The organism is Ascidiimonas aurantiaca, assembly GCF_037646345.1.
Classification (GTDB): Bacteria; Bacteroidota; Bacteroidia; order Flavobacteriales; family Flavobacteriaceae; genus Ascidiimonas; species Ascidiimonas aurantiaca.
Genome location: NZ_JBBEWR010000006.1, coordinates 161,337 through 185,536, shown reverse-complemented (window position 1 = coordinate 185,536; position 24,200 = coordinate 161,337). Strand labels below are relative to the sequence as shown.

At 40.7% G+C, this 24,200-nt stretch carries 16 protein-coding genes and 1 tRNA gene; 6 read left to right on the top strand and 11 right to left on the bottom strand.

Going from position 1 to position 24,200, the window contains the following annotated elements; genetic code table 11:
- Nucleotides 1-22: 22 nt before the first annotated feature.
- Nucleotides 23-3,136: a TAT-variant-translocated molybdopterin oxidoreductase gene (locus WAO84_RS08395; RefSeq protein ID WP_340065069.1), complete on the bottom strand. Its 3,114-nt coding sequence runs from the start codon at nucleotides 3,134-3,136 to the stop codon at nucleotides 23-25.
- 39 nt (nucleotides 3,137-3,175) lie between these two features.
- A complete protein-coding gene (locus tag WAO84_RS08390; RefSeq protein ID WP_340065068.1) occupies nucleotides 3,176-4,486 on the bottom strand; it encodes a c-type cytochrome in 1,311 nt (436 codons plus the stop codon).
- 220 nt (nucleotides 4,487-4,706) lie between these two features.
- On the opposite strand from WAO84_RS08390, the gene WAO84_RS08385 reads away from it, so the two are divergent.
- Entirely contained in the window at nucleotides 4,707-5,090 is a 384-nt protein-coding gene (locus tag WAO84_RS08385) for an SPOR domain-containing protein (protein WP_340065066.1), read from the top strand.
- Nucleotides 5,091-5,101: 11 nt separating this feature from the next.
- Nucleotides 5,102-5,974 carry a pirin family protein gene (locus WAO84_RS08380; protein ID WP_340065064.1) on the top strand — a complete coding sequence of 291 codons (873 nt, stop codon included), beginning with the start codon at nucleotides 5,102-5,104 and terminating at the stop codon, nucleotides 5,972-5,974.
- A 52-nt stretch (nucleotides 5,975-6,026) separates the two neighbouring features.
- Here WAO84_RS08380 and infB read toward each other — a convergent pair whose 3' ends face one another.
- From infB to rimP, 3 genes are read right to left on the bottom strand one after another with little or no spacing between them, the layout of a single operon-like run.
- Complete coding sequence (gene infB, locus WAO84_RS08375; RefSeq protein WP_340065062.1) at nucleotides 6,027-8,846, bottom strand: translation initiation factor IF-2; 2,820 nt, start codon at nucleotides 8,844-8,846, stop codon at nucleotides 6,027-6,029.
- A gap of 21 nt (nucleotides 8,847-8,867) precedes the next feature.
- Nucleotides 8,868-10,100 (bottom strand): transcription termination factor NusA, encoded by a 1,233-nt coding sequence (gene nusA, locus WAO84_RS08370; protein WP_340065060.1) that lies wholly within the window; start codon nucleotides 10,098-10,100, stop codon nucleotides 8,868-8,870.
- Between the two features lie 13 nt (nucleotides 10,101-10,113).
- Nucleotides 10,114-10,578 (bottom strand): ribosome assembly cofactor RimP, encoded by a 465-nt coding sequence (rimP, locus tag WAO84_RS08365; protein ID WP_422614481.1) that lies wholly within the window; start codon nucleotides 10,576-10,578, stop codon nucleotides 10,114-10,116.
- 160 nt (nucleotides 10,579-10,738) lie between these two features.
- Between rimP and WAO84_RS08360 the strand changes: the two genes are divergently transcribed.
- Complete coding sequence (locus WAO84_RS08360; protein ID WP_340065058.1) at nucleotides 10,739-11,560, top strand: universal stress protein; 822 nt, start codon at nucleotides 10,739-10,741, stop codon at nucleotides 11,558-11,560.
- 54 nt (nucleotides 11,561-11,614) lie between these two features.
- On the opposite strand, the gene WAO84_RS08355 is transcribed toward WAO84_RS08360, so the two are convergent.
- A tRNA-Gln gene (locus WAO84_RS08355) sits at nucleotides 11,615-11,685 on the bottom strand.
- Between the two features lie 161 nt (nucleotides 11,686-11,846).
- On the opposite strand from WAO84_RS08355, the gene WAO84_RS08350 reads away from it, so the two are divergent.
- Nucleotides 11,847-15,098 carry a glycosyltransferase family 117 protein gene (locus tag WAO84_RS08350; RefSeq protein ID WP_340065057.1) on the top strand — a complete coding sequence of 1,084 codons (3,252 nt, stop codon included), beginning with the start codon at nucleotides 11,847-11,849 and terminating at the stop codon, nucleotides 15,096-15,098.
- Between the two features lie 96 nt (nucleotides 15,099-15,194).
- Nucleotides 15,195-15,815 (top strand): polysaccharide deacetylase family protein, encoded by a 621-nt coding sequence (locus WAO84_RS08345; RefSeq protein WP_340065056.1) that lies wholly within the window; start codon nucleotides 15,195-15,197, stop codon nucleotides 15,813-15,815.
- A gap of 18 nt (nucleotides 15,816-15,833) precedes the next feature.
- On the opposite strand, the gene WAO84_RS08340 is transcribed toward WAO84_RS08345, so the two are convergent.
- From WAO84_RS08340 to WAO84_RS08320, 5 genes are all read right to left on the bottom strand, one after another.
- Nucleotides 15,834-16,130 carry a thioredoxin family protein gene (locus WAO84_RS08340; RefSeq protein ID WP_340065055.1) on the bottom strand — a complete coding sequence of 99 codons (297 nt, stop codon included), beginning with the start codon at nucleotides 16,128-16,130 and terminating at the stop codon, nucleotides 15,834-15,836.
- A gap of 82 nt (nucleotides 16,131-16,212) precedes the next feature.
- Nucleotides 16,213-16,995, bottom strand: coding sequence for a hypothetical protein (locus tag WAO84_RS08335; protein ID WP_340065054.1), 783 nt, complete (start codon nucleotides 16,993-16,995; stop codon nucleotides 16,213-16,215).
- Between the two features lie 140 nt (nucleotides 16,996-17,135).
- On the bottom strand, nucleotides 17,136-17,894 hold the full coding sequence (locus WAO84_RS08330; protein WP_340065053.1) for a hypothetical protein: 759 nt from the start codon (nucleotides 17,892-17,894) through the stop codon (nucleotides 17,136-17,138).
- Between the two features lie 357 nt (nucleotides 17,895-18,251).
- Nucleotides 18,252-19,751: a hypothetical protein gene (locus WAO84_RS08325; RefSeq protein ID WP_340065052.1), complete on the bottom strand. Its 1,500-nt coding sequence runs from the start codon at nucleotides 19,749-19,751 to the stop codon at nucleotides 18,252-18,254.
- Between the two features lie 137 nt (nucleotides 19,752-19,888).
- The gene (locus tag WAO84_RS08320) at nucleotides 19,889-21,118 is read right to left on the bottom strand and encodes a metallophosphoesterase (RefSeq protein ID WP_340065050.1); all 1,230 of its coding nucleotides are present in this window, start codon (nucleotides 21,116-21,118) and stop codon (nucleotides 19,889-19,891) included.
- Nucleotides 21,119-21,348: 230 nt separating this feature from the next.
- On the opposite strand from WAO84_RS08320, the gene polA reads away from it, so the two are divergent.
- Entirely contained in the window at nucleotides 21,349-24,174 is a 2,826-nt protein-coding gene (gene polA, locus WAO84_RS08315) for a DNA polymerase I (RefSeq protein WP_340065049.1), read from the top strand.
- Nucleotides 24,175-24,200 lie beyond the last annotated feature (26 nt).

The window sequence follows — 24,200 nt, the reverse complement described above, 5'->3', positions numbered from 1 at the left end:
TAATTGTCTTTATTAGTTACTATTAAGCTTCGTTTGTATTTCTCACTTTTACATGATAGAACACGTTAGGACGGGTACCTACATGCTCAAGCAGGTGATACATTCTGTTATCATCTTTAAGACGGGCTACTTCACTCTCTTTATCATTAACATCACCAAACACCATAGCTCCTGAGGAACACGCTGATGAACAAGCCGTTTGGAATTCACCATCTTTTACCTCTCTGCCTTCTTTTTTTGCATCGAGTATCGTTTTTTGTGTTTTTTGAATACACATAGAACATTTTTCCATAACTCCCCGCGAACGTACGTTCACATCAGGATTGATAACCATTTTACCAAGGTCATCATTCATATGGTAGTCAAACTCTTTGTTATCACTGTAAAGGAACCAGTTAAAACGACGTACTTTATAAGGACAGTTGTTAGCACAGTAACGTGTACCCACACAGCGGTTGTACGCCATATGGTTTTGCCCCTGACGACTGTGAGAGGTAGCCGCTACAGGACATACGGTTTCACAAGGCGCATGATTACAGTGCTGGCACATTACAGGCTGAAAAGCTACCTGAGGGTTCTCAGATGCTTTCTCCATCTCTCCAAAAGTAGAAAGCGAATCACTTAGTCCTGAAATACCATCTTTCGTTTCATTATCTCCCTCAAAGGTTTCTTCTGATGAATAATAGCGGTCAATACGAAGCCAGTGCATGTCTCGCGACTTACGCACTTCTGCCTTTCCAACAACGGGCACATTGTTTTCAGCATGACAGGCGATCACACATGCACCGCAACCGGTACATGCATTAAGATCTATGGAAAGATTGAAATGATGCCCTATAGAACGATCAAACGTATCCCAAAGATCTACTGAAACTGCATCTACATTTTGGTGATCTAGTGAAACGTGTGGTTTTTCATTCCAATGTTTGGCATCTTTCGTATTAAATATTTCCAAGGTAGTTTCTTTCACGATATCGCCTCTACCCATAAGGGTGTTATGAAGCTGTACGCAGGCAAACTCATGTTCTCCCGATACTGTTTCCAGTGTTATTGACTGTACATTGTTAAAATCTTTGTACAGTGTATATGCGTTTACACCGGTTTGCATTTCTGCTTTCATGCCGGGTTTTTTACCATAACCAAACGACAAACCTACAGAACCTTTTGCCTGTCCGGGTTGTATAATTACAGGTACTTTATCAAGAGACGTTCCATCTGCAAGAAGTACTCTGGCATAACTACCGTTAAGTCCTCCGTTGGCTACGTTCCAGTTTTTGAAAGAACCGGCAGCATCAGCAGCCGAGATGGTCAGGTAATTATCCCATGAAACTCTGGTAATAGGGTCTGGAAATTCCTGTAACCAGGGGTTATTGGCCTGTTGCCCGTCTCCCATACCAACTTTAGGATACAGAGTAAGCTCAAGTCCGTTTGAAGATGCCTGTGAAAGCATTCTTACAGCAGAAGCCACAGCAAAGCCGGCAGCTTCCTGACCTGCTTCTTCAACGGGAGCAGAAGTTTGCGACATTTCGGTAGCATCTGCTTCTATAGCGGTTTTAACAAAAACACCATCATGTAAGGCTTTGTTCCATTGCGTTGTACCTAAAACCTCGGTTGTCCAGGTTTCTTTTATGTAATCGTAATATGCTTTATCACTTCCTAACCATTTCAATACTGCGTCCTGAAGCTGTCTGGTATCAAACAAAGGCCTTATGGCGGGTTGTGTAAGACTGTAGTGTCCTAATTTCATCTCAACATCACCCCAGGATTCCAGGTAGTGAGGGGCTGCTGCCACAAAGGTTACACCTGCCGCTGTTTCATCTTCTTTCATAGTAAATGAAACTGACAGATCTACATTAGCGAGTGCTTCCATAAACTCAGAAGCATTGGGAAGCGTATAGGCGGGATTTACACCGCTCATCACCAAAGCACCAACACGACCGGATTTCATATCTGCCACAAGCTGATTTACTTCTTTTATATTACCCTGTCGCACCATTCTGGGCGCTTTTACATCTATAACTTCACTCCCCAGGTTTTCATTAAGCACCAATGCAAGTGCCTGGGCGTTGATATCCTGAATTCCGGTTACCACAACACCTCTGCTACCTGCTTTGCGCAATTGTGCAGCTGCACTTTTAAGGGCCTGTTCTACATTTTCGGGGAGATCACCCCCTACCGAAACATTGTTGACATACCCGTATAAATGTGCTAAAGCAACTTTTTGCTGTGAAGGTGTTAGCGGAATGCGCTTGTCTGCATTCGCTCCGGTAAGAGACATATTGGCCTCAAAATGAATATGACGTGACATTTTACCATTGGCTGGAATTCTGCCTTTCGCGTAGCCATCATCATATCCTCCACCCTGCCAGTCACTTAAAAAATCTGCACCTATGGAAACAATAACGTCTGCCTTTGAAAAATCATAATCAGCAAGCGCTCTTTTACCGTATTTTATCTGAAATGCATCTAAAGCTGCATCTTCTGAAATAGCATCGTATGTTATGTGTTTTGCATTAGGATACTTCTCAACAAACTCACCCATCAACCTGTTAGTGGAGGGGCTGGCATATGTTTGTGTAAGGAATACTACCTGCTTGCCACTATCTTTTAATGCATTGAACCTGGAAACTACAGCAGCATCAAGATCGTTCCATGACACATATTCGCCATTTAACTTAGGGCCCTGAACTCTCAAACTATCATAAAGTGACAATACGGAAGCCTGAACTCTGGCATTGGCACCTCCGTTTATAATTGCATCTGTATTATTTTCTATTTTAATAGGCCGTCCTTCACGTGTTTTTACCAGAATACTAGCAAAATCATACCCGTCTGCAATGGTAGTAGCATAAAAATTTGCCACACCGGGACGAATTTGTTCCGGCTGAACTACATAAGGTATAGACTTGATAACCGGGCCTTCACAGGCTGCCAATGAAGCTGCAGCCGTACTAAAACCCACGTATTTAAGGAAATCCCTTCGGCTGGTAGAGGAGGCTTCAAGATTATCTTTATCCCCCAGAAAATCATCAACCGGAATTTCTTCAACAAACTCATTCTGTTTTAGCGTTTCCACTACTGAACTTTCAGGGTTCAGTTCTTCAACACTTTTCCAGTATTTCTTGTTTGATGCCATATTTATAGAATGATATTAGCTCTTTAATTTTAAAATATATTAGTAGTGGCACTTACCGCACTCTAAACCACCCATCTGCGCAGCAGTAAGCTTTTCAACACCGTATTTCTTGGAAAGCTCTTCGTGTATCTTTTCATAATACTCGTTGCCCTCTATTTTTATATTCGTTTCACGGTGGCAATTTATACACCAGCCCATAGTTAATGGCGCGTGCTGATACATAATCTCCATCTCTTCTACCGGGCCATGACAGGTTTGACATTCAATACCTGCAACAGTAACGTGCTGAGCATGATTAAAGTAAGCAAAGTCAGGCAAATTGTGAATCCTCACCCATTTCACAGGTTTTGTCTCTCCCGTGTAACTTTGTGTTTCTTCGTCCCAACCCACTGCTTCATACAACTTCTTAATCTCTTTGGTATAAAACTCACGTGTGTATCCGTTAGCAAGATCTTCTTCCCCGGTGTATTCGGAAATGCTTTTGTGGCAGTTCATACAAACATTTAGGGACGGTATGCCGGAATGCTTAGAAACTCTGGCAGATGAGTGGCAGTATTTACAATCTATACCATTATATCCTGCATGAATTTTATGTGAGTAATGAATAGGCTGAACAGGCATGTATCCCTGATCCACTCCTATTTGCATAAAATAACCATATGCAAAATAGGCACTTCCCAACAGCAGGAAGATAACGGTTACCAGTACTAAAAACTGATTTTGAGCAAATGCTCTCCAAACGGGCAATCTCTTTTCCTGCTCTTCTTCAAGCTGAATACCATTTGCTAAAGCAATACGTTTTAGTGTTTTGTTCACTAATAACAACATCACTACCAACATAGCAAAAACAAGGGCGAGACCCACGAGAATAATCTCATTAGGCACACCGGAAGGATCTGCCACCTCTACCGGAGCACCATCTGCTTCAGCAGGCGCAGGCGCAGGAGGAGGAGCCATAGTATAGGCAATGATATCATCTATATCTTCATTTGACAATTGCGGAAAAGCATTCATCGGAACTCTGTTGTACTCCTCCCAGATCGCAATAGCCTGAGGATCACCATCGGCGATCATAGCAGCACTGTTACGTATCCAGCTATAAAGCCATTCACGATCATACTTATCTGCAATACCGGCAAGAGGCGGACCTGTCATACGTTTGTTCAACGCGTGACACGCAGCACAATTGGCTTTGAACAAAGCTTTACCGTTTTCGGGATCGCCACCCAGATCATTTGCCACCTGGGTATCTGCTTCCTGAGCAAAAAGAGACGTTGAAAATGCCAGCAGAACTGCCAGGCTAAAACCAAAAATTCTGGAAATTGAATTGCGGTGAATCACCTTTCTCATATCAAAAATATGTATTATCTACTTATTTGGTATGGTCTTTTAACATGGTTTTTCACCTGTAAAAACACCCTTCCTGTAAATTCGCTCACAAAAATACGACATAGACTCCATTTGGGAAATGTTGCCTATGTGTTAATGTTTAATTTATATCCGTTCTAAATAATCTTTTTTACACACGTATCCAATTAAAAATTTAACTTTGTAATAAATACTGCTAACAATGAGAAATTTAGCTCGTTTTAATTTCCGATCTCTATTTTTTTTATTACTGATTTCCTCTACGACCATGGTGGGACAGGAAGCGGTAGTTACTATAGATCAACCTCCCGGAATTGATAAATTAATGGCTCTAAAAACAGATCTCAACAAAAAAGACTTTGAAAAAAAGTTTTTCATGATCCAGATCTATAACGGGAGATTAGAGAGAGCCAAAATCGTAAAATCAGATTTTCAGCTTCGGTTTACAGACTGGGATTGTGACATTTCTTTTGAAAGCCCGAATTACAAAGTGCGTGTTGGTAAATTCAGAACACGACTGGAAGCCGACCGGAAATTAATTGAAGTCAAAAAGAAATATCCGGGGGCCTTTATACTTATGCCTTAAGTTCTCACCTTATGTCTAATCAAAAACTGATCATAGCAGAAAGAAGCCGCGATATAGGTTCTTTTCTGGTAGGAAGACTGCTTCCATTTAGAAAAAAAAGAATGGTTGGCCCTTTTATTTTTATAGATCATATGGGGCCCTCTTTTGTTTCCCCGGGTAATTATATGGATATTGGCCAGCACCCGCACATAGGTCTTTCAACACTAACGTATTTATTTGAAGGAAGTGTATTACATAAAGACAGTATAGGGAGCGTTCAGGAAATTACTCCCGGAGCTGTAAACTGGATGACCGCAGGAAAAGGGGTTGTACATACCGAACGTACACCAAAGGCATTGCGCGATGGTAAAAAACACCCTGTTCACGGTTTTCAAATATGGGTTGCCCTACCCAAAAATCTGGAAGAAATGGAACCTGAGTTTTTTCATTACGGCGCTCATGAGCTTCCCAAATGGCATGACCACCACATCTCTTTTACGCTGGTAGCCGGCGAAGCCTTTGGAAAAGTATCACCTGTTCCCGTGTACTCCGAACTATTTATGTTAGAACTCACCTGTACCCGGGATACTTATTTTAGTGCTAACAACAATCTGAAAGGAGAAATTGGTATTTGTGTGGTAAAAGGGGCCATAGAAGCTTGTAATGAACGTATTGAACAAGGTAATATGCTGGTTTCTAAAACCAATAATCAATGCGATATACATTTAACGGCCAATACTCATCTTCTAATTTTTGGAGGGATGCCTTTTCCTGAAGAACGGCATATTTTTTGGAATTTTGTCTCTACAGATAAGGAAAAAATAGAACGTGCCAAGCTACGCTGGAAAAATTATGATTTCCCAATGGTACCGGGAGAAAGCGATTATATTGCATTACCCGAATAAAAAAGCAGTCCTTTTCAGGACTGCTTTTTTCGTATAACCTTTACTATTTTTATTATTTCAGTTTCTTTTTCACTGCTACTTCCTGGAAAGCTTCAATAATATCGCCTTCTTTAATATCGTTGTAATTCTTTACCTGCATACCACAGTCATACCCCTTGGAAACTTCTTTCACATCATCTTTAAAACGCTTTAAAGAAGAAAGCTCTCCGGTAAATATGACCACTCCGTCTCTTATGAGGCGTATGCTTGAATTTCGGAATATCTTACCATCAGTCACCATACAACCGGCAATAGTACCAATCTTGGAGATCTTGAAAGTTTCTCTGATCTCTGCAGTACCGGTAATTTCTTCTTTCATAACCGGCGACAACATTCCTTCCATCGCATCTTTCAAGTCGTTGATGGCATCGTAGATAATGGAATACATCCTAATATCAATTTCTTCCTTATCTGCTATAGAACGTGCATTACCCATAGGTCTTACGTTAAACCCTATAATAATCGCATCTGATGCTGAAGCCAGGAGTACATCAGACTCAGTTACAGGCCCGACACCTTTATGAATAATATTGATCTGTATTTCATCGGTAGATAATTTCTGGAAAGAATCAGTAAGTGCTTCAACTGATCCGTCCACATCACCTTTAAGAATAATGTTCAACTCTTTAAAGTCTCCCAGAGCAATACGCCTTCCAATCTCATCCAGTGTAATATGTCTTTGTGTCCTGACTGATTGCTCTCTTTGCAACTGTGTTCTTTTGGCTGCGATTTGCTTGGCTTCTTTTTCGTCATCAAACACATGAAACTTATCTCCGGCCTGGGGCGCTCCATCCAGTCCTAAAATGGATATAGGTGTTGAAGGCCCTGCTAACTCTATTGTTTTACCACGTTCATCGAACATTGCTTTTACTTTTCCGCTATTTTTTCCGGCCAGCACGTAATCTCCAATACGAAGTGTACCTGCCTGCACGAGTATAGTGGCCACATACCCTCTTCCTTTATCTAAAAAGGCCTCTACTACGGTACCGTTTGCCTGTTTTTCAGGATTTGCACGCAATTCAAGAATTTCAGCTTCCAGCAATACTTTTTCAAGCAATTCTTTAATACCCGTACCGGTCTTGGCTGAAATATCCTGCGATTGTATCTTTCCTCCCCAGTCTTCTACTAACAAGTTCATATTAGCCAGACTTTCTTTTACTTTTTCAGGGTTGGCATTTGGCTTATCTACCTTGTTAATGGCAAACACGATAGGCACCCCTGCTGCCTGTGCATGGCTTATCGCCTCTTTGGTTTGAGGCATCACATCATCATCTGCAGCAATAACAATAATGGCTAAATCTGTTACCTGTGCTCCCCTGGCCCGCATAGCCGTAAAGGCTTCGTGACCTGGTGTATCAAGAAATGTAATTTTCTGTCCGTTATCCAGCGAAACCCCATAGGCACCAATGTGCTGGGTGATCCCACCGCTTTCACCGGCTATTACGTTTTCCTGGCGTATGTAATCCAGTAATGAAGTCTTACCGTGATCTACGTGTCCCATTACGGTTACTATAGGCGCTCTTGGTTTCAGGTCTTCCGGGCTGTCTTCTTCCTCCTGGATGGCCTCCTCAATATCTGCGGTAATAAACTCTACTTCGTACCCAAATTCATCAGCTACAATAGAAAGGGTTTCAGCATCGAGGCGCTGGTTCATGGTCACCATAATACCCAGTGACATACAGGCAGAAATTACCTGGGTCGTTGAAACATTCATCATGGTCGCCACTTCGGCAACGGTAACAAACTCTGTCACCTTAAGCACTTTACTTTCCATCTCCTGCATTGCAATCTCTTCCTGAGATTTCTGCTTATGGATATCTCTTTTTTCCTTTCGGTATTTAGCTCCTTTAGAACGGCTTGTCTTACCCTGTAGTTTTTCAAGGGTCTCTCTCACCTGCTTTTGTACTTCTTCTTCGGTAGGCTCAACTTTAACCGCCGCAGGACGCTTTGTTACTCCTTTTTTACCCTTATCAGGAAATCTTCTTTGCCCCCCAAAACCTGAACTTCTGCCGCTATCATCTTTACTTATACGTTTTCTTTTGCGCTTACGATCTGCAGCAGTGTCACTTTTGGCGGTCTTGGGTTCTTCTTTTTTCTTTTTAGGCTTATTGAACTTGGTGAGGTCTATTTTCTCTCCGGTAACTTTCGGGCCGCTTAGTTTTTGATAATTGGTCTTTATCCTGTCGGGCTCTGCTGTTTCTTCCGGGCTTTCTTTTTTTACTTCCGCTTTTTCTGTTTTTTCTATGGTCTTGGGTTTGGGTTTGGGTTGAGGCTGAGGCTCGGGTTTAGGCTCAGGCTGTTTTACAGGAGCTTTTTGTTCAACTTTTTCTTCAGGCTCAGGAGTGGCTTTTACAGGGTGTTCCTGCACTTCCGGCTGAGGAGTTTCTTCAACAACTTCAGGTTCAACCAATGCTTCGGGCTCCGCAACAACAGCCTGTTCTATCGGTTTTTCCTTTGTTTCTTCTTTCTCTTCAGCAACAGGGTCGAGATTAATTTTCCCAACAGTTTTCAAACCGCTAAGATTTCCTTTAGCACGAATAACCTCATGGTCCTCACGTACTATTCTTTTTTGTGCCTGCTCTTTTTCAAGTTCCTGACGTATGGCTTCTTTTTCTTTTCTCTTTTCTTCTCCCACTTCTTTGGAAGCCACTTTTTTACTTTTGTCAGTCTGAAACTCGTCTAAAAGAATAGTGTACACTTCCTTTGTGATTTTGGTAGTGGGTCTTGCCTCAATCTCATGTCCGTGAGATGCAAGAAACTCAACCGCCCTGTCCAGTGAAATGTTCAGTTCTCTTAAAACCTTGTTAAGCCTCATTGTTGCGTTTTCAGCCATAATTGTTTTTACCTCAAAAAATTAATCTTCGAATTCTTCTTTAAGAATTTTTCTTACTTCTAATATAGTTTCTTCTTCCAGATCGGTACGTTTCACGAGGAAATTCACATCCTGATCCAGAACACTTTTTGCCGTATCCAAGCCTATTTTCTTCAACTCTTCTATGATCCAGGCATCAATTTCATCAGAGAATTCTGTGAGTTCTACATCTTCCTCTACACCTTCTCTGTACACATCAATCTCATACCCTGTAAGCTGTCCTGCCAAACGTATATTGTAACCACCTTTACCTATGGCCTTGGAGACTTCTTCGGGTTTAAGAATTACCTCCGCATGTTTGGTCTCTTCATTTAAAGAGATCGAAGTAACTCTTGCAGGGCTCAAAGCTCTGCTTATAAACAGTTGTATGTTATTGGTATAATTAATAACATCTATATTTTCATTTCCCAGTTCTCTTACAATTCCGTGTATTCGGGAACCTTTCATTCCCACACAAGCCCCAACGGGGTCAATTCGGTCATCATAAGAATCTACGGCTACTTTTGCTTTTTCACCGGGTATTCTCACTACTTTTTTCACAGATATCAGGCCGTCAAATACTTCCGGGATCTCCTGCTCAAAAAGTTTTTCAAGGAACCCGGGAGACGTGCGTGACATAATGATAGCGGGTTTATTACCCTTGAGTTCCACACTTTCAATAATACCTCTTACATTCTCTCCTTTTCTAAAAAAGTCGGAAGGTATTTGCTTTTCCTTAGGCAAAATGATCTCATTCCCTTCATCGTCCAGCAAGATCACTGCTTTATGACGTATATGGTGTACCTCTGCCGTGTATATTTCACCCACCATATCTTTAAACTGCTTGTATATGGTGGTATTATCATGCTCATGTATCTTAGAAATAAGATTTTGCCGTAACGCTAAAATAGCTCTTCTTCCAAGGTCTTTTAACTTTACTTCTTCTGACACATCTTCGCCTACTTCAAAATCAGGTTCTATTTTTCTCGCTTCAGAAAGTGATATTTCCTGATTAGGCTCTTCTACTTCTCCATCTGCCACTACGATCCTGTTTCTCCAAATTTCAAGATCCCCTTTATCGGGGTTGATAATAATATCAAAATTATCGTCTGAACCGTACTTTTTCTTAAGCGCATTTCTAAACACATCTTCCAAAATGGCCATTAGTGTTACACGATCAATGAGTTTATCATCCTTAAACTCAGAAAATGAATCGATCAACGCAAGATTTTCCATGTCATACTTTTAATTAAAATTTTATCTTCACTTTCGCTTTTACAATATCAGGAAATAAAATTTCCTTTTCTTTCTTTACCGTTATTTTCCCTTTACCTAAGGGTTTGGGCTCTCGTTCTTTCCAGGAAATCACAATGGTATCTTCTCCTACTTTATCGAGCTTTCCTTCTGCTTTCTGGCCGTCAATCATCTCTATTTCGAGTGTTCGGCCTATGTTCTTTATATATTGTCGTGGGTTCACGATAGGTTCAAAGGCTCCGGGAGACATTACCTCCAGAGAAAAATCGGTTTCATCACGATCCAATTGATGCTCTATGGCCCTGCTCACTGTAACACAATCATTTAGTGTAACTCCCTGATCACCGTCAATCACTACATGTATCTTATTGTCAGGAGTAATGGTAAGACTAATTAGAAACAGAGATTCATTTTCTGCAAGAGCCTCGTGTAACAGCTTCACAACTTTTTCCTTTAACACCATTTCTTCTTATAAAAAGAGGGGACTTTTCGTCCCCTCTGTATACTTTTAACCTCTTTCAACGCTGCAAATATACAACTTTTTTTTCAACTCATAAAACCCTTTTCCTCATCTTATAATATTTTGTATTTTGTACCCTGCAAACTATATATTTAACACTATGAAAAGAATTCTTGTCCCAACCGATTTCTCGAATTTTGCTGAAAACGCCCTCAAAGCCGCAGCGCAGCTTGCACGCAGGTTTGATGCAGAACTCTATTTAATGCACTCTTTAGAATTACCTTTTCATTTGGCTAATGCCGAAAAAAATGATATTCCGGAAGCCATTTTTTTTATGAAACTGGCCCGTCAAAAATTTGAAGAGTTCAAGAGCAAGCCTTATTTAAAAGACCTGAAAGTTATTGAAACCGTAGAAGATTCCAGCACATATGATGCCGTAAACAGTGCAGTGAGCAAAAATGAAATTGACCTTGTAGTCATGGGATCCGGAGGGGCTTCAGGTTTTAAAGAATTTGTCATAGGCTCTACAACAGAAAAAGTAGTTCGTCATGCAAAAGTACCTGTATTGGTAATTAAAAAAGATATGAACGATTTTAAGGTTGATAATTTTGTTTTTGCCTGTGATTTTACACCTGAGTCTTTTGAATCTTTACTCAAAGGGGTAGCCTTTGCCAAACTATTTGATGCACATATTCATTTTTTATATGTAAATACTCCCGGCAGTTTTGCCACTACACAGGCTATTACCGATAGAATTCATACATTCATGGAAAAAGTAGATCCAGGTCCGCACACCATTCATATTTATAATGACTTTTCTGTTGAAAAAGGTATCCTTAATTTTTCGGCCTCCACAAATGCCGACCTTATAGGATTAAGTACACATGGAAGAAAAGGACTCGCTCATATATTTAACGGAAGTATTACCGAAGATTTTACCAATCACAGCCAAAGACCGGTTATTACTTTTAAAATGACCTGAAAAAGAATGTATTATATAGAAAAAGACCCGTTATAAAACGGGTCTTTTTAGTAGTTGGCCCACAAGGATTCGAACCTTGAATGACTGAACCAAAATCAGTAGTGTTACCGTTACACCATGGGCCATCGCAAAACGAGGAGCAAATTTAAAACAAACTTTTGTTTGCACAAATATTTTTTGTTTTTATTTCAAAACCCTGTTGGTATCCCGCCTGTTAAGGTTTTTTAAAAGCCTTTGTAATCTGTTATTTATTATTAAATTCGCCTCGTACTTGAAAAACAAAATAATGTCTGCAAAAGATTTCAAAAAATGGGACACTATCCTGGGTTGGGTAGTTTTTTTTATAGCACTTATTACCTACGGACTAACCGTAGAACCTACAGTTAGTTCCTGGGATTGCGGCGAATATATTTCCACATCTGCCAAGTTACAGGTAGGCCACCCTCCGGGAGCTCCTTTCTTTCAGATCATGGGTGCATTTTTTGCCATGTTTGCCACCGACGTAGAGCAGGTAGCAAAAATGGTTAATTATATGTCTGTTTTTTCAAGTGCCTTTACCATACTTTTAGCCTTCTGGATCATCACAAACCTGTTAGGGAAGCTTACCTTTAAAGAAGACAGAGAAAATATGCACTCACAACTTGCTGTGTTGGGCAGCGGTTTTGTAGGCGCACTTACATTTACATTCTCAGACAGTTTCTGGTTCAATGCCGTTGAAACCGAAGTATATGCCATGGCCAGCCTAATTATGGCTTTGCTGTTATGGCTCGGGATCAAATGGGTAGATAATCTTGATAAACCCCGAAGTAACCGATGGCTAATACTTATTGCATTTGTTATAGGACTTACTTTTGGGATCCAGTTCATGGGATTTCTGGCTATTCCTTCCATAGGACTGTTGTATTTCTTTAAAAAATATAAAAAGGTCACCACTAAGAATTTTATACTGGCCAATATCGCAGTAGTGGCACTGCTCATGTTTGTTTACAAATTCTCATTAACTTATACTTTACAGCTTTTTGGATGGAGTGAAGTATTTTTTGTTAACTCAGTAGGACTGCCTTTCAATTCAGGAACCATTATTGTAGGGCTCCTCTTTATAGGTGTATTTTACTGGGCCGTAACCTATACACAGAAAAAACAACTCATTACCGCTAATACCATTGTACTTTGCCTGTTGTTTATGTTCATAGGTTTCTCATCCTGGCTCATGTTACCCATTCGTGCCAATGCACATGTTCCCATTAATGAAAATGACCCGTCAGATGCAAGGTTGCTCCTGGCTTATTACAACCGTGAGCAGTATCCCGGTGTAGAAAGCCCCATTTACGGTACCTTTTACTCTGATATTTATGCAGGGCAGGACCCCGATACTCCTCGCAAAGACGACAAGCCCAAGTACGAACGCGATGAGAAAACCGGAAAATACATTATCGTAAATCACTATAAAGATGCCATACCCAATTCACATCAGGACCATGTAGGCTTTTTACCCCGAATGTGGAGTTCAGAACATGCTGAGAACTATATGCGGTATGTAAAACCCCTTAACTTTACTATAAAACCCGAATACTCTGGTCAGGAAGAGCTAAGAGAAACTGCCAGACAGGTAAAACAGGGACTTCGTAACGGACAAATAGACGAGGAAGGATACATTCGTTTTTTAAGGCAGTTTGGAGAATATCTCAATATAGAACCACCCTCGCTCCAGGACAATATAAGTTTTATGATCAATTACCAGTTTGGCTACATGTATTGGCGCTATTTTATGTGGAACTTTGCCGGTCGCCAGAATGACATTCAGGGAAAATATGATAACAACGGCAACTGGTTGAGTGGCATTAAGTTTATTGATGAAAAATTTCTGGGTTCACAGGAAAACCTTCCATCTGATGTACTTAATAATAAAGGGCGTAACACCTATTACATGCTACCTTTTCTATTAGGTATTATAGGACTTATTTTTCAGGCAAGGCGTGATAAAAAACAGTTTTGGGTGTTACTGGTTTTCTTTCTTCTTACCGGTCTGGCCATACAATTTTATACCAATATACGGCCTTTTGAACCCCGAGAACGGGATTACTCATTAGTAGGATCCTTCTTTATATTTAGCCTTTGGGTTGGCATGGGGGTTTACTCCCTGTTTTATGGAGCTAAAAAATACCTGTCTCCCAAAATAGCCGCACCGGTCTTAACATTTATATGCCTCGTGGCCTCTCCCGGGATCATGGCATATGAAAACTGGGATGACCATGACCGCTCCGGCAAATACACTGCAAGGTCACTCCCGTTATGTTACCTGGACTCTGTACAGGAAGATGTAGGAGCCATTATCTTCTCTATTGGTGACAATGATACATTTAGCTTGTGGTACGCCCAGGAGATCGAAGAGTACCGAACCGATGTGCGGGTTATTAACAGCAGCCTTTTCCAGACAGACTGGTACATTGACCAGATGAAACGAAAAGCTTATGACAGTGACCCCATACCGTCTCAGCTAAGACATGACCAATATGCATGGGGAGTTCGTGATTTTATACGATATCAACCCCTTTCCGAAGCACGCTGGAGCATTAAAGATTTTATGAACTGGGTAGCCAGTGACGATCCCAAAACCAAATATGGTTATCTCATTAAACAATACGGAGGGGACGTTAACGGCATTCCCAAAAGCGACCTGGAAATGGTATATTATCCCACCAATAAAATACGCATTCCCGTAAATAAAGAAAATGTACTGAAAAGCGGTTTAGTGAAAGAAAAAGACAGTGCATTGATTGTTGATTACATAGATATTGATCTTCCGGAGAGCGGAATTGCCAAGAACCGTATTCTTATGTTGGATATTCTGGCCAATAACGACTGGAAAAGGCCCATTTATTTTACCGGCGGAAGCTTTGATAAAGCAGAATATATCTGGATGAAAGACTATCTGCAACTGGACGGACTTGTATATAAACTGGTTCCTATCAAGACTTCCTTAAACCAGGGAAGCCCTTTTGATATGGGGCGTATTGACAGTGACCTCATGTACGACATCGTTATGAAATGGAACTGGGGCAACTCCGGAAGCCCAGATATTTATCATGATCCCGAGACCCGCAGAAACGGCATTACTTATCGCAGTAATCTCGCCAGATTAGCAGAAACACTTATCAACGAAGGAAAAACAGAAAAAGCTAAAAATGTGATCAACATGGCTATGGCACATATGCCGGTAGAGCATTTTGGATATTATGTTTTCCTCGAGCCCTATGTAAAAGGATTTTACCAGGTGGGTGAAAAAGAAAAAGCGCGCGATCTGTTTTACCAACTCGCAAAGATCTATCAGGAACACCTTTTCTATTACAGTACACTTCCCGTAAATGAGCAATACGATGCATATGTAGAAATACGCACCAATATTGACAGATATCGTGGTATTCTGGATATTATGGTACAGCATGATGATGAAGAAACGGGGCGTAAAGAGGTAGATGTTTTTAATGGCCATTTACAAAAATTCAGCCACTTCTTTGAAGAAGAAAGTACAGAATAGGAAAGCAAATTTTTTGAAAACGTTGTATCTTTAGTAAACTAAAAAACAACGTTTGTAAAAACAAGAAGGGGCACTAGCCCAAAATTGGTTATTGTTATGAAAATGCCGGTTCCTGCAAGTACTCCGTGGTTCCTTAAAAAAGTATATCCAAGCCTTACATGGCACATTCCGGAAAAAACCAAGGCCGTTTATCTCACTTTTGATGACGGCCCCACGCCGGAAGTTACCGACTGGGTATTAAAAGAGTTACAAGCCTATCAGGCCAAAGCCACCTTTTTTTGTATAGGAAAAAATGTAGTGCAGCATCCCAAATTATATCACAAAATCCTCGAGGCAGGCCATCGTGCAGGAAATCATACATTTAATCATCTCAATGGCTGGAAACACGATACCGACACATACCTTTCTAATGCGGAAGAAGCTTCACAGTTTATCGATTCGCCCCTTTTTCGCCCTCCCTACGGAAAACTGCGTTACCGTCAAATAAAAAAACTATTGCGCAGCGGTTATAAAATAATTATGTGGGATGTACTTTCAATAGACTGGAACCGCGAACTCTCACCAGATACCTGTGCCGGAAATGTAATTAAAAATTCTGTAAACGGTAGTATTATTGTTTTTCACGACAGCCTGAAAGCAGAAAAAAACCTTAAACAGGCTCTACCTAAAGTATTGTCGCATTTTAAAGACGAAGGTTTTGAGTTCAAGACTCTTTAAAAACAGCAAAAGTGAATGCTATATGTATTCCTGCAATAAGCCTATAAGAGTATTAGCATCCTGCTCACCGCTTTGGCGCCATACCATTTCACCTTCTTTATAGATCATAAGCGTAGGCAGCCCTTTTACCCGTAAAGCTTCGGCCAGCTCCTGATTCTTATCGACATCAATTTTAATTACTTTGGCTTTATCACCCATAGCAGCAGCTACATCGCGTAACACTGCATGCATGTTTTTTGCCGCCTCATTCCAGTCTGTATAAAAATCCAACAAAACCGGAATACTAATGTCTATTAATTCGCCAAACTTAGACATGGCTCTTGTTTTTAACTCATTAATAAATCAAATGTAATAAAAAAACCCAAATTCACAGCATGTATAAGATTTCTCCACAATTTTAATTTATTTTTTCAATAATAACACCCGAAAAAGTAGCACCACCAAAAGGAGAATTAACCAGTCTTACATCACTGCCCGGGTCTATTTCACGTACCCTAAAACTCAGCGAAGTATTAGTTCCTGAAAGTTGAAGTATTTCAGTAAAATTCACCGAAAAGCTCCCGGAAACAGCACCTGTATTGGTAAGTGTGGCCGCAGCAGATGAAGCAACCGACGTGTTGGCAAATATCTGCACAACAGCACTGCTCCCCGCCGTTACCTCAAAAAACCCATTAAATGTAATACGGTAGCGACCGGGTTCTGCTATGGTAATAGAGGTTTGTCCGGAAACCGGGCCAAAAAGGTCGGTGTCATCGTTCCAAGAAGGAAAATTAAAAATAGGGACCTCTATCGGGCCGGCGGCGTCACTGAGATCGCCACTTAGAGTTGAAGGTGAGCTTACATATTTTACCGAAGGTGCACGTGTTACACTCTTCCACAAAGCAGTAGCTGCATTATTGATAGCAGGTATGTAATACTGAAAAACATGTTCATCGGTATTATAGATCATCATACCATCTGTGGGAGAAGCTATGGCATCACGTTGGGCAGTAGTAAGCCTCGGAATTAAAATTCCCGAATTTACACTTGAGATATCCAGTGCGGCCTGGGGAGTAGTAGTACCAATTCCCACCTGAGCATTTGCTAAAAAAACACTCAGAAAAACATACGTAATGGTACATGTTATACCATATCTGCAATTACTCTTCATCACTAAAGGGATCAGGAAATAAAAATACACATTCCTGATTTTATTGCAAATAAAAAAACAGAAGTTCTATAAACGGACTCTTTTTTGCGCTATATGACCTATCTGACTAGCGATATGAAAAATGAAGTTAAAAAAGTAGTACCAGTACTTTTTAAATACAGACATCAGTTTCAATTAATCTTTTCGATCGTAATAAAAGAGTTTCTAGAATTAAACTGTACCAATCGTACCGTTCCATTCTCAAAAGTAGAGCGGCTTCGTAAACTAATAACATCGTTGGCCGAGAGTTCCAGTAATTCAGAAAAGCCTATAGAGCTTAAAATATTGGTATTAAAACTGCTGCCGGATTCACTGCTGGCCACGGGGGCACTTTGCTGAATCCCGTTGACAAAAACACCAACCGCTATCTGATCAGTACGACCGCCGGAAATATACAAAACACCAGACACGCGATATCTGCCTGCTTCAGTTATCTCGATAGAGGTAGAAGAAACATTGGAAAACAATGAGATGTTGTCGTTCCAAACGAGTGTACCAAATATCGGCACCGTAATAAAGGTATTTGTATTACTGCTCAGATCGGTAGTAGTATTGGTACTGGTGTATTTAACAGACTCTGTTTCTCTGGATGTCATAATACGTACCCAACTGGCCGAAGCACTTGTGCCTGAATTATACTCTAAGGTATTCAGGTCTGTATTATAGATAATGAGTCCCTGTGCAGGATTAACAATAGCATTACGTTGGGATGTGGTAAGTCTGGGCAGCAATACACCGGTATTGTTATTTACCGAAGTTACATCTAATACAGAAGAAGGGTCTGGAGTGGTAGTACCTATTCCTACCTGAGGAAAGACCACCATTACTTTAAGTACTAAAAATAAGGTACACGCACATATACGTACACCAAATAAAGTGTTCGTAATCATTATTGGGGGGCTTTAAAAATACGGTTAAATATAGCTTTTTTTATTTAAAATGAATATAAATTACTGATTATCAAGTATTTAAAGAATTCTATTTCCAGGTCAGTAAGATAAATACTCATGCAAAAAATTTCCTGAGAAAAGAAACAATAAACGATTTATTCGTGTTATTGTACGTAGTTATGACCTCAAACACTCATAATGTATTACACTGATAATCAAAACTTTATTATTTTTAGGGCTCGCAGTATGTTTTCTTTGTTAAATGGGCTTGTTCTTCAACACGCTTTATAGAGTAAGGCAAGAGAGTTCATGGGTTATAATAAATTTAGAGGAGATATTCATAATCTAAAAATCTTTTTAGTTAACCACTACATTAAGAGAAACCAGAAGTACATTTCCGCCTCCTGAAAAACGTTCTCCCCACACTTCTACATAATCTCCCGGATTAAGGAACACTTTCCCTACAATTCCCGCTGCTCCCACGTCTCCCGAGCTACCGGAGCCCCGATATACCCGGGTCTGCTCAACAACAGTAGCAGTAGGGTCACCTGAATTCCCTTTAGCAAAATAAAAAATATAAATAGTATTATTAGCACTTGATTGAAAAGAAATGGTGGCTGCCAGATTGAAAAATCGTGACTTGGCCCCATTATATACCAGACGGTTATCAACAGGTGATGAAAAACGAAAAAGATTGTTAGAAGTGGTGGCACCTGCCAGTTTGGTCCTGCTGGCTACACCATTTGAGGAAAAAAAAGTCTGGTCTCCAGATCCAATATCAGCATTTTGATTTAAATCGGCAATGGCATTATTATCAGACTCCCGGGGAATCCCGGTACAGTTTACTTCCCACTGATTGGTAAAATTAAAACCCGGAAATGAATTTGAAGTGTAACCGTTTACATACGTACCGGCACCGGCAAAAGTAATATTACGCAAGGTACCAATATCATTAATTACGGGGTTAGCACTTACATCTATACCTGTAGATCCCGAAGCTACATTCATGAAACCACCCAACTGTGAAAAGATATTGAAGTCACCGCTCAAGGTCTCCATAGTTCCCGTATTATCGGGCAACCATCCCAAATTGTTAAGGAGCAGGGTGTCTAAATTCTGGAAAGTAATACCATTGGTAAAAAGTGAATATTGTATAATGGAAAAAAACACCAGATTATTACCGCCTGCCGTACCGCTTATAGTACCAACCGTTCCGGAACCTAATCCGGCCATTACCATACTTTGGGCAATTAACCTCTCGTTAGTACCCAAATTGAGATTAAAAACACTGGAACCACCTGAAGCATAAACACTTAACGTTCGCAAGGAACCACCGGTACTTCCTTCAAAAACACTTCCGCCCCCGGTGCGGGTAATAATATCGTTATTCGTATCTCTTCCTATTATATAGGCATTATTGAGATTTATTGGAAAATCAAAAGCAACCGTACCGTTAATCTCATACAGGGTATTGGCATCGAGCTGGTAGCTGGAACCGCTACCCGCAGCAAGTTCGGCAGCCAGCACGGTAGCCAGGTTATCACCGCTTTTAATTAGTTTATAATTATCACGGGTAGTAGTGTCGGCATTCATACGCGTCCATACTGATCCGTTAAAATAGTAGAAGGCATTCAAATCGGTATCAAATACCATGAGCCCTTCTGCTGGCGAAGAGATGGCTGTTCTCTGTGCAGTAGTCATCCTGGGGGTGAGTAACCCCTGAGTAGTTGACTGAATATCCAGAATGGAGGAAGGATCGGGGCTTGTGTTGCCAATTCCGATCTGTGCATTTACAATAAAAGGTACATAAGAGAAAGAAAGTACCAAAAACACATAGGTTAACCAATGTTTTTTCATGATAAGGAGGTATTTATGTTCTTACGTGGGGGGCACCACAACAAATACCTGCCAGGGGGCTAACTTACGTTATTATAGACTTGTAGTGTATAAAACGCGTAAGCAATATACATATTTTAATGTTTGGATACAAAAAATTATGAAGGGGTTCCTTTTTTAAGCTCTATTACGGTAATTTCAGGCCATATCCCAACTCTTCCGGGGTATGCTAAAAAGCCAAAACCACGATTTACGTTGATGTATTGCCCCAGTTCTTCATAAATACCGGCCCAATGTTTATACCGCCATTTTACCGGACTCCATTTGATCCAGCCTGGTATTTCAATACCAAACTGCATACCATGGGTATGGCCGCTTAACGTTAAATGATAATGGTAATCGTCCTGTACTACCTGATTTTCCCAATGGGTAGGGTCATGACTCATGAGTATTTTAAAGTCATCACTTTTAATATTCTCAATAGCTTTCTTAAGGTCTCCTGCTTTTTTAAACCCTCCTACACCCCAGTTCTCAACACCGATCAGCGCAATTTTCTGGCCGTCTTTTTCCAGGTATCGGCTTTCATTTAACAGAAGATCAAATCCCATCTCTTTCTGTATGTCTTTAAGCAATTGGAGGTTGGCTGTTTTTTCATCTTCAGAATCCCAATCTACGTAATCTCCGTAATCGTGATTTCCCAGAACCGAATATATCCCGTCACCAGCTTTGAGTTTGGCAAAAGTCTCTTTCCAGGGAAGCATCTCGGTAGCCAGATTATTCACCATATCACCGGTAAAAAGAATTACATCAGAGGCCTGTTCATTGATCAGATCAACAGCATATTCAATTTTATTTTTGTTATCAAAGCTTCCCGAGTGAATATCGCTTATTTGCGTGAGACGATACCCGTCAAAAGCATCGGGAAGGTCCTCAAAGTGCAAAGTATATTTTAATACTCTAAAGTCATATTTCCCTTTAAACATACCATAAAGCAGTGAAACGAAAGGCACCGCTGCTACTCCTAACGCAATGGTGCTTACAAACCTTCTTCTGGAGGGCATTTCAAAAGTGGTACGGCTGCCAAACAACTTATGATAGAACGCTGTTCCCAGGCGAAAAAGGTCTTCTCCAAAAAGAAACGGGAGTACAGCAACTTTTAAAGCCATTAAGGTAAGTAAAAAGCCAAAAGCATAGCTTTTAGACTGGGTAAGTACTCTTCCCGTATCGGCAGTCATGGCAAATTGCCAGATGAAATTCCCAACCACTACTACCGATAGCAGAATATGCAAATAATGTATCCAGTTATTCTTAGTTACAGTCTTAACTGCCTGGAAAGCATACCAGTCAATAATAATGTAAAAAAGAACAAAAAAGATCCAGCGCGCCATAAGTATGTAGTGTACAATATTTTAACAAAGCTAAAAATTAAAACTAAGGCAAATTACCCTTTAAGTTTTAATTAACGATCCTGCTTTGGTACTAAAAAAATTCATATACATACTAAAGAGCAAAATGTATGCCGTAAAAGGCAATTTAATTTTTCAGGCGGGCAGAAACTTCGTAGTTTTGAAATGGAGTTATGCATTTTCCACTCAAAAACCCTAATTACAGATAGGCTATGTCACAAAAAAAATTATTTCTTCTAGATGCTTACGCTCTTATTTTCAGAGGGTATTACGCTTTTATCAAAAATCCACGCATAAATTCAAAAGGCATGGATACCTCTGCGATCATGGGTTTTATGAACTCGCTTCTGGATGTAATAAAAAGAGAAAAACCTGACCATTTGGCAGTAGCCTTCGACAAAGACGGCAGTGAAGCCCGTCTGGCAATGTTTCCCGAGTATAAAGCCAACAGAGATGAAACGCCTGAAGCTATTAAAATAGCCGTTCCCATCATACAGGATATCCTGAAAGCCATGCACATACCTTGTATTGAAAAACCGGGCTATGAAGCCGATGATATTATAGGTACTCTGGCCAAACAGGCAGAAAAGCAAGGCTTTATCACTTATATGGTCACTCCCGACAAAGATTTTGCCCAGCTCGTTTCCAATAATATATTTCTTTACCGGCCTTCCCGCATGGGTAACGGGATTGATATTTGGGGCATTCCCGAAGTTCAGCAAAAATTTGAAATTGAATACCCTGAGCAGGTGGTCGATTTTCTGGGCATGATGGGAGATGCCATTGACAATATACCCGGCTTACCCGGAGTAGGTGAAAAAACAGCCAAAAAATTTCTGAAAGAATATGGGAGTCTCGAAAATCTGCTGGCCAATACCCATAAGCTTAAAGGTAAAATGAAAGAAAAAATAGAAGCTTCTAAAGAACAGGGCCTGCTTTCTAAAAAACTCGCAAAAATATTATTGGACGTTCCGGTTGAGTTTCATGAAAAAGATTTTGAGCTAAATACGCCTGACTATGACAAAGTACTCGAAATTTTTCAGGATCTCGAGTTCAGAAGGCTTGCCGAAAACCTTAAAAAAACCTTTGAAGTCACTTCGGCACAGGAAGCAAACGGTACCGGCACCGTAAACGAAGAGTCGGTTTCCGGCGGGCAGGGTCAATTTAACCTTTTTGCCCCACCCGCAGGCGTTGCTGCCCAAGAGACCACAAATGATGCCGGATATCACACTATTGAAAGCACGAAACATTATTACCAACTGGTAGCCACTCCCCTTTCCAGAAAACTGCTTCTTGACAAATTATTAGAGCAACCCAGTGTTTGTTTTGATACCGAAACCACCAGCCTTAAAAGTCTGAATGCCGAACTGGTAGGTATTGCCTTTTCATGGCAACCCGGTAAAGGGTACTATCTTGCCTTCCCCGAAGATCGCACCGAAGCCATTACCCTGCTGGAAGAATTCCGGCCTTTTTTTGAATCGGAAACTATTGAGAAAATAGGTCAGAACCTCAAGTATGACATTAAGGTTCTTTCCAATTACCAAATGCCGGTAAAAGGAAAACTTTTTGATACTATGATCGCACATTATCTCATAAACCCCGATATGCGACATAATATGGACGTGCTTGCAGAGACGTATTTGTCTTACAGCCCGGTACCTATAGAATCCCTCATTGGGAAAAAAGGAAAAAATCAACGCTCCATGCGTTCTGTTCCGTTAGATAAACAAACCGAATATGCTGTTGAGGATACCGATATTACCTTACAGCTAAAACTACTGTTCGAAAAAGAACTCCCCCAGCGAAATGCCGGCACATTGTTTGAAGAAATTGAGGCTCCTTTGGTAAAAGTACTGGCTGCTATGGAAATTGAAGGGATCAATATAGACGAAGCCTTTCTTAAGGAACTCTCTCTTGAGCTTACAAAAGATATAAAAAAACTGGAAACCACGATTTATGATCAGGCCGGTGAAGTTTTTAACCTGGCCTCTCCAAAACAACTGGGCCCCATACTGTTTGATAAGCTAAAACTGGTAAATAAGCCTAAAAAAACCAAAACAGGACAATATTCAACAGCCGAGGACGTCTTATCCTACCTGGCCAAAGATCATCAAATTGTGGCAGATATCCTTCAATGGCGCCAGTTACAAAAACTTCAAAACACGTATGTAGATGCCTTACCTAATGAAATTAACCCCAAAACAGGCAGAGTACACACCGTATATAGTCAGGCCGTAGCCGCAACGGGCCGTCTCAGCAGCAATAATCCCAACCTGCAAAACATCCCTATTCGTACTGAAAGAGGACAACAAATTCGAAAAGCCTTCATTCCCAGAAGTGAAGAGTTCATTCTGATGGCTGCCGACTACTCCCAGATCGAACTCAGGATCATAGCCGCATTAAGTGAAGAAGAGAATATGATCCATGCCTTTAAGAATGGAGAAGATATTCATGCTTCTACAGCTGCCAGGGTTTTCAATGTACCGTTAAACGAAGTAACCCGTGAGCAGAGAAGTAATGCCAAAACCGTAAACTTCGGTATTATCTATGGAGTTTCGGCCTTCGGGTTGAGCAATCAGACCACGCTAAGCAGAAGTGAAGCCAAAGAGCTTATAGACACCTATTACAAAACCTACCCAAAGTTAAGGGCTTACATAAATAACCAAATACACTTTGCCCAGGAAAACGGCTATGTAGAAACTATCCTGGGGCGCAGGCGCTACCTTCCCGATATCAACTCCCGAAACCAGGTAGTAAGAGGAGGTGCCGAACGTAACGCCGTAAATGCTCCTATACAGGGAAGTGCTGCAGATATCATCAAAATTGCCATGATCAATATTCATAAAAAGCTCAGAGAGGGCAACTACCAAACCAAAATGCTGTTACAGGTACATGATGAACTGGTTTTTGATGCGTACAGAGAAGAACTGACCACCGTAACCCCTATGATCCAACAGGAAATGGAGAGTGCCTATCGCTTATCGGTACCCCTTGATGTAGAGATCGGCACGGGTAACAACTGGCTGGAGGCTCATTAACACTTTACACTTTTAAACATCGATTT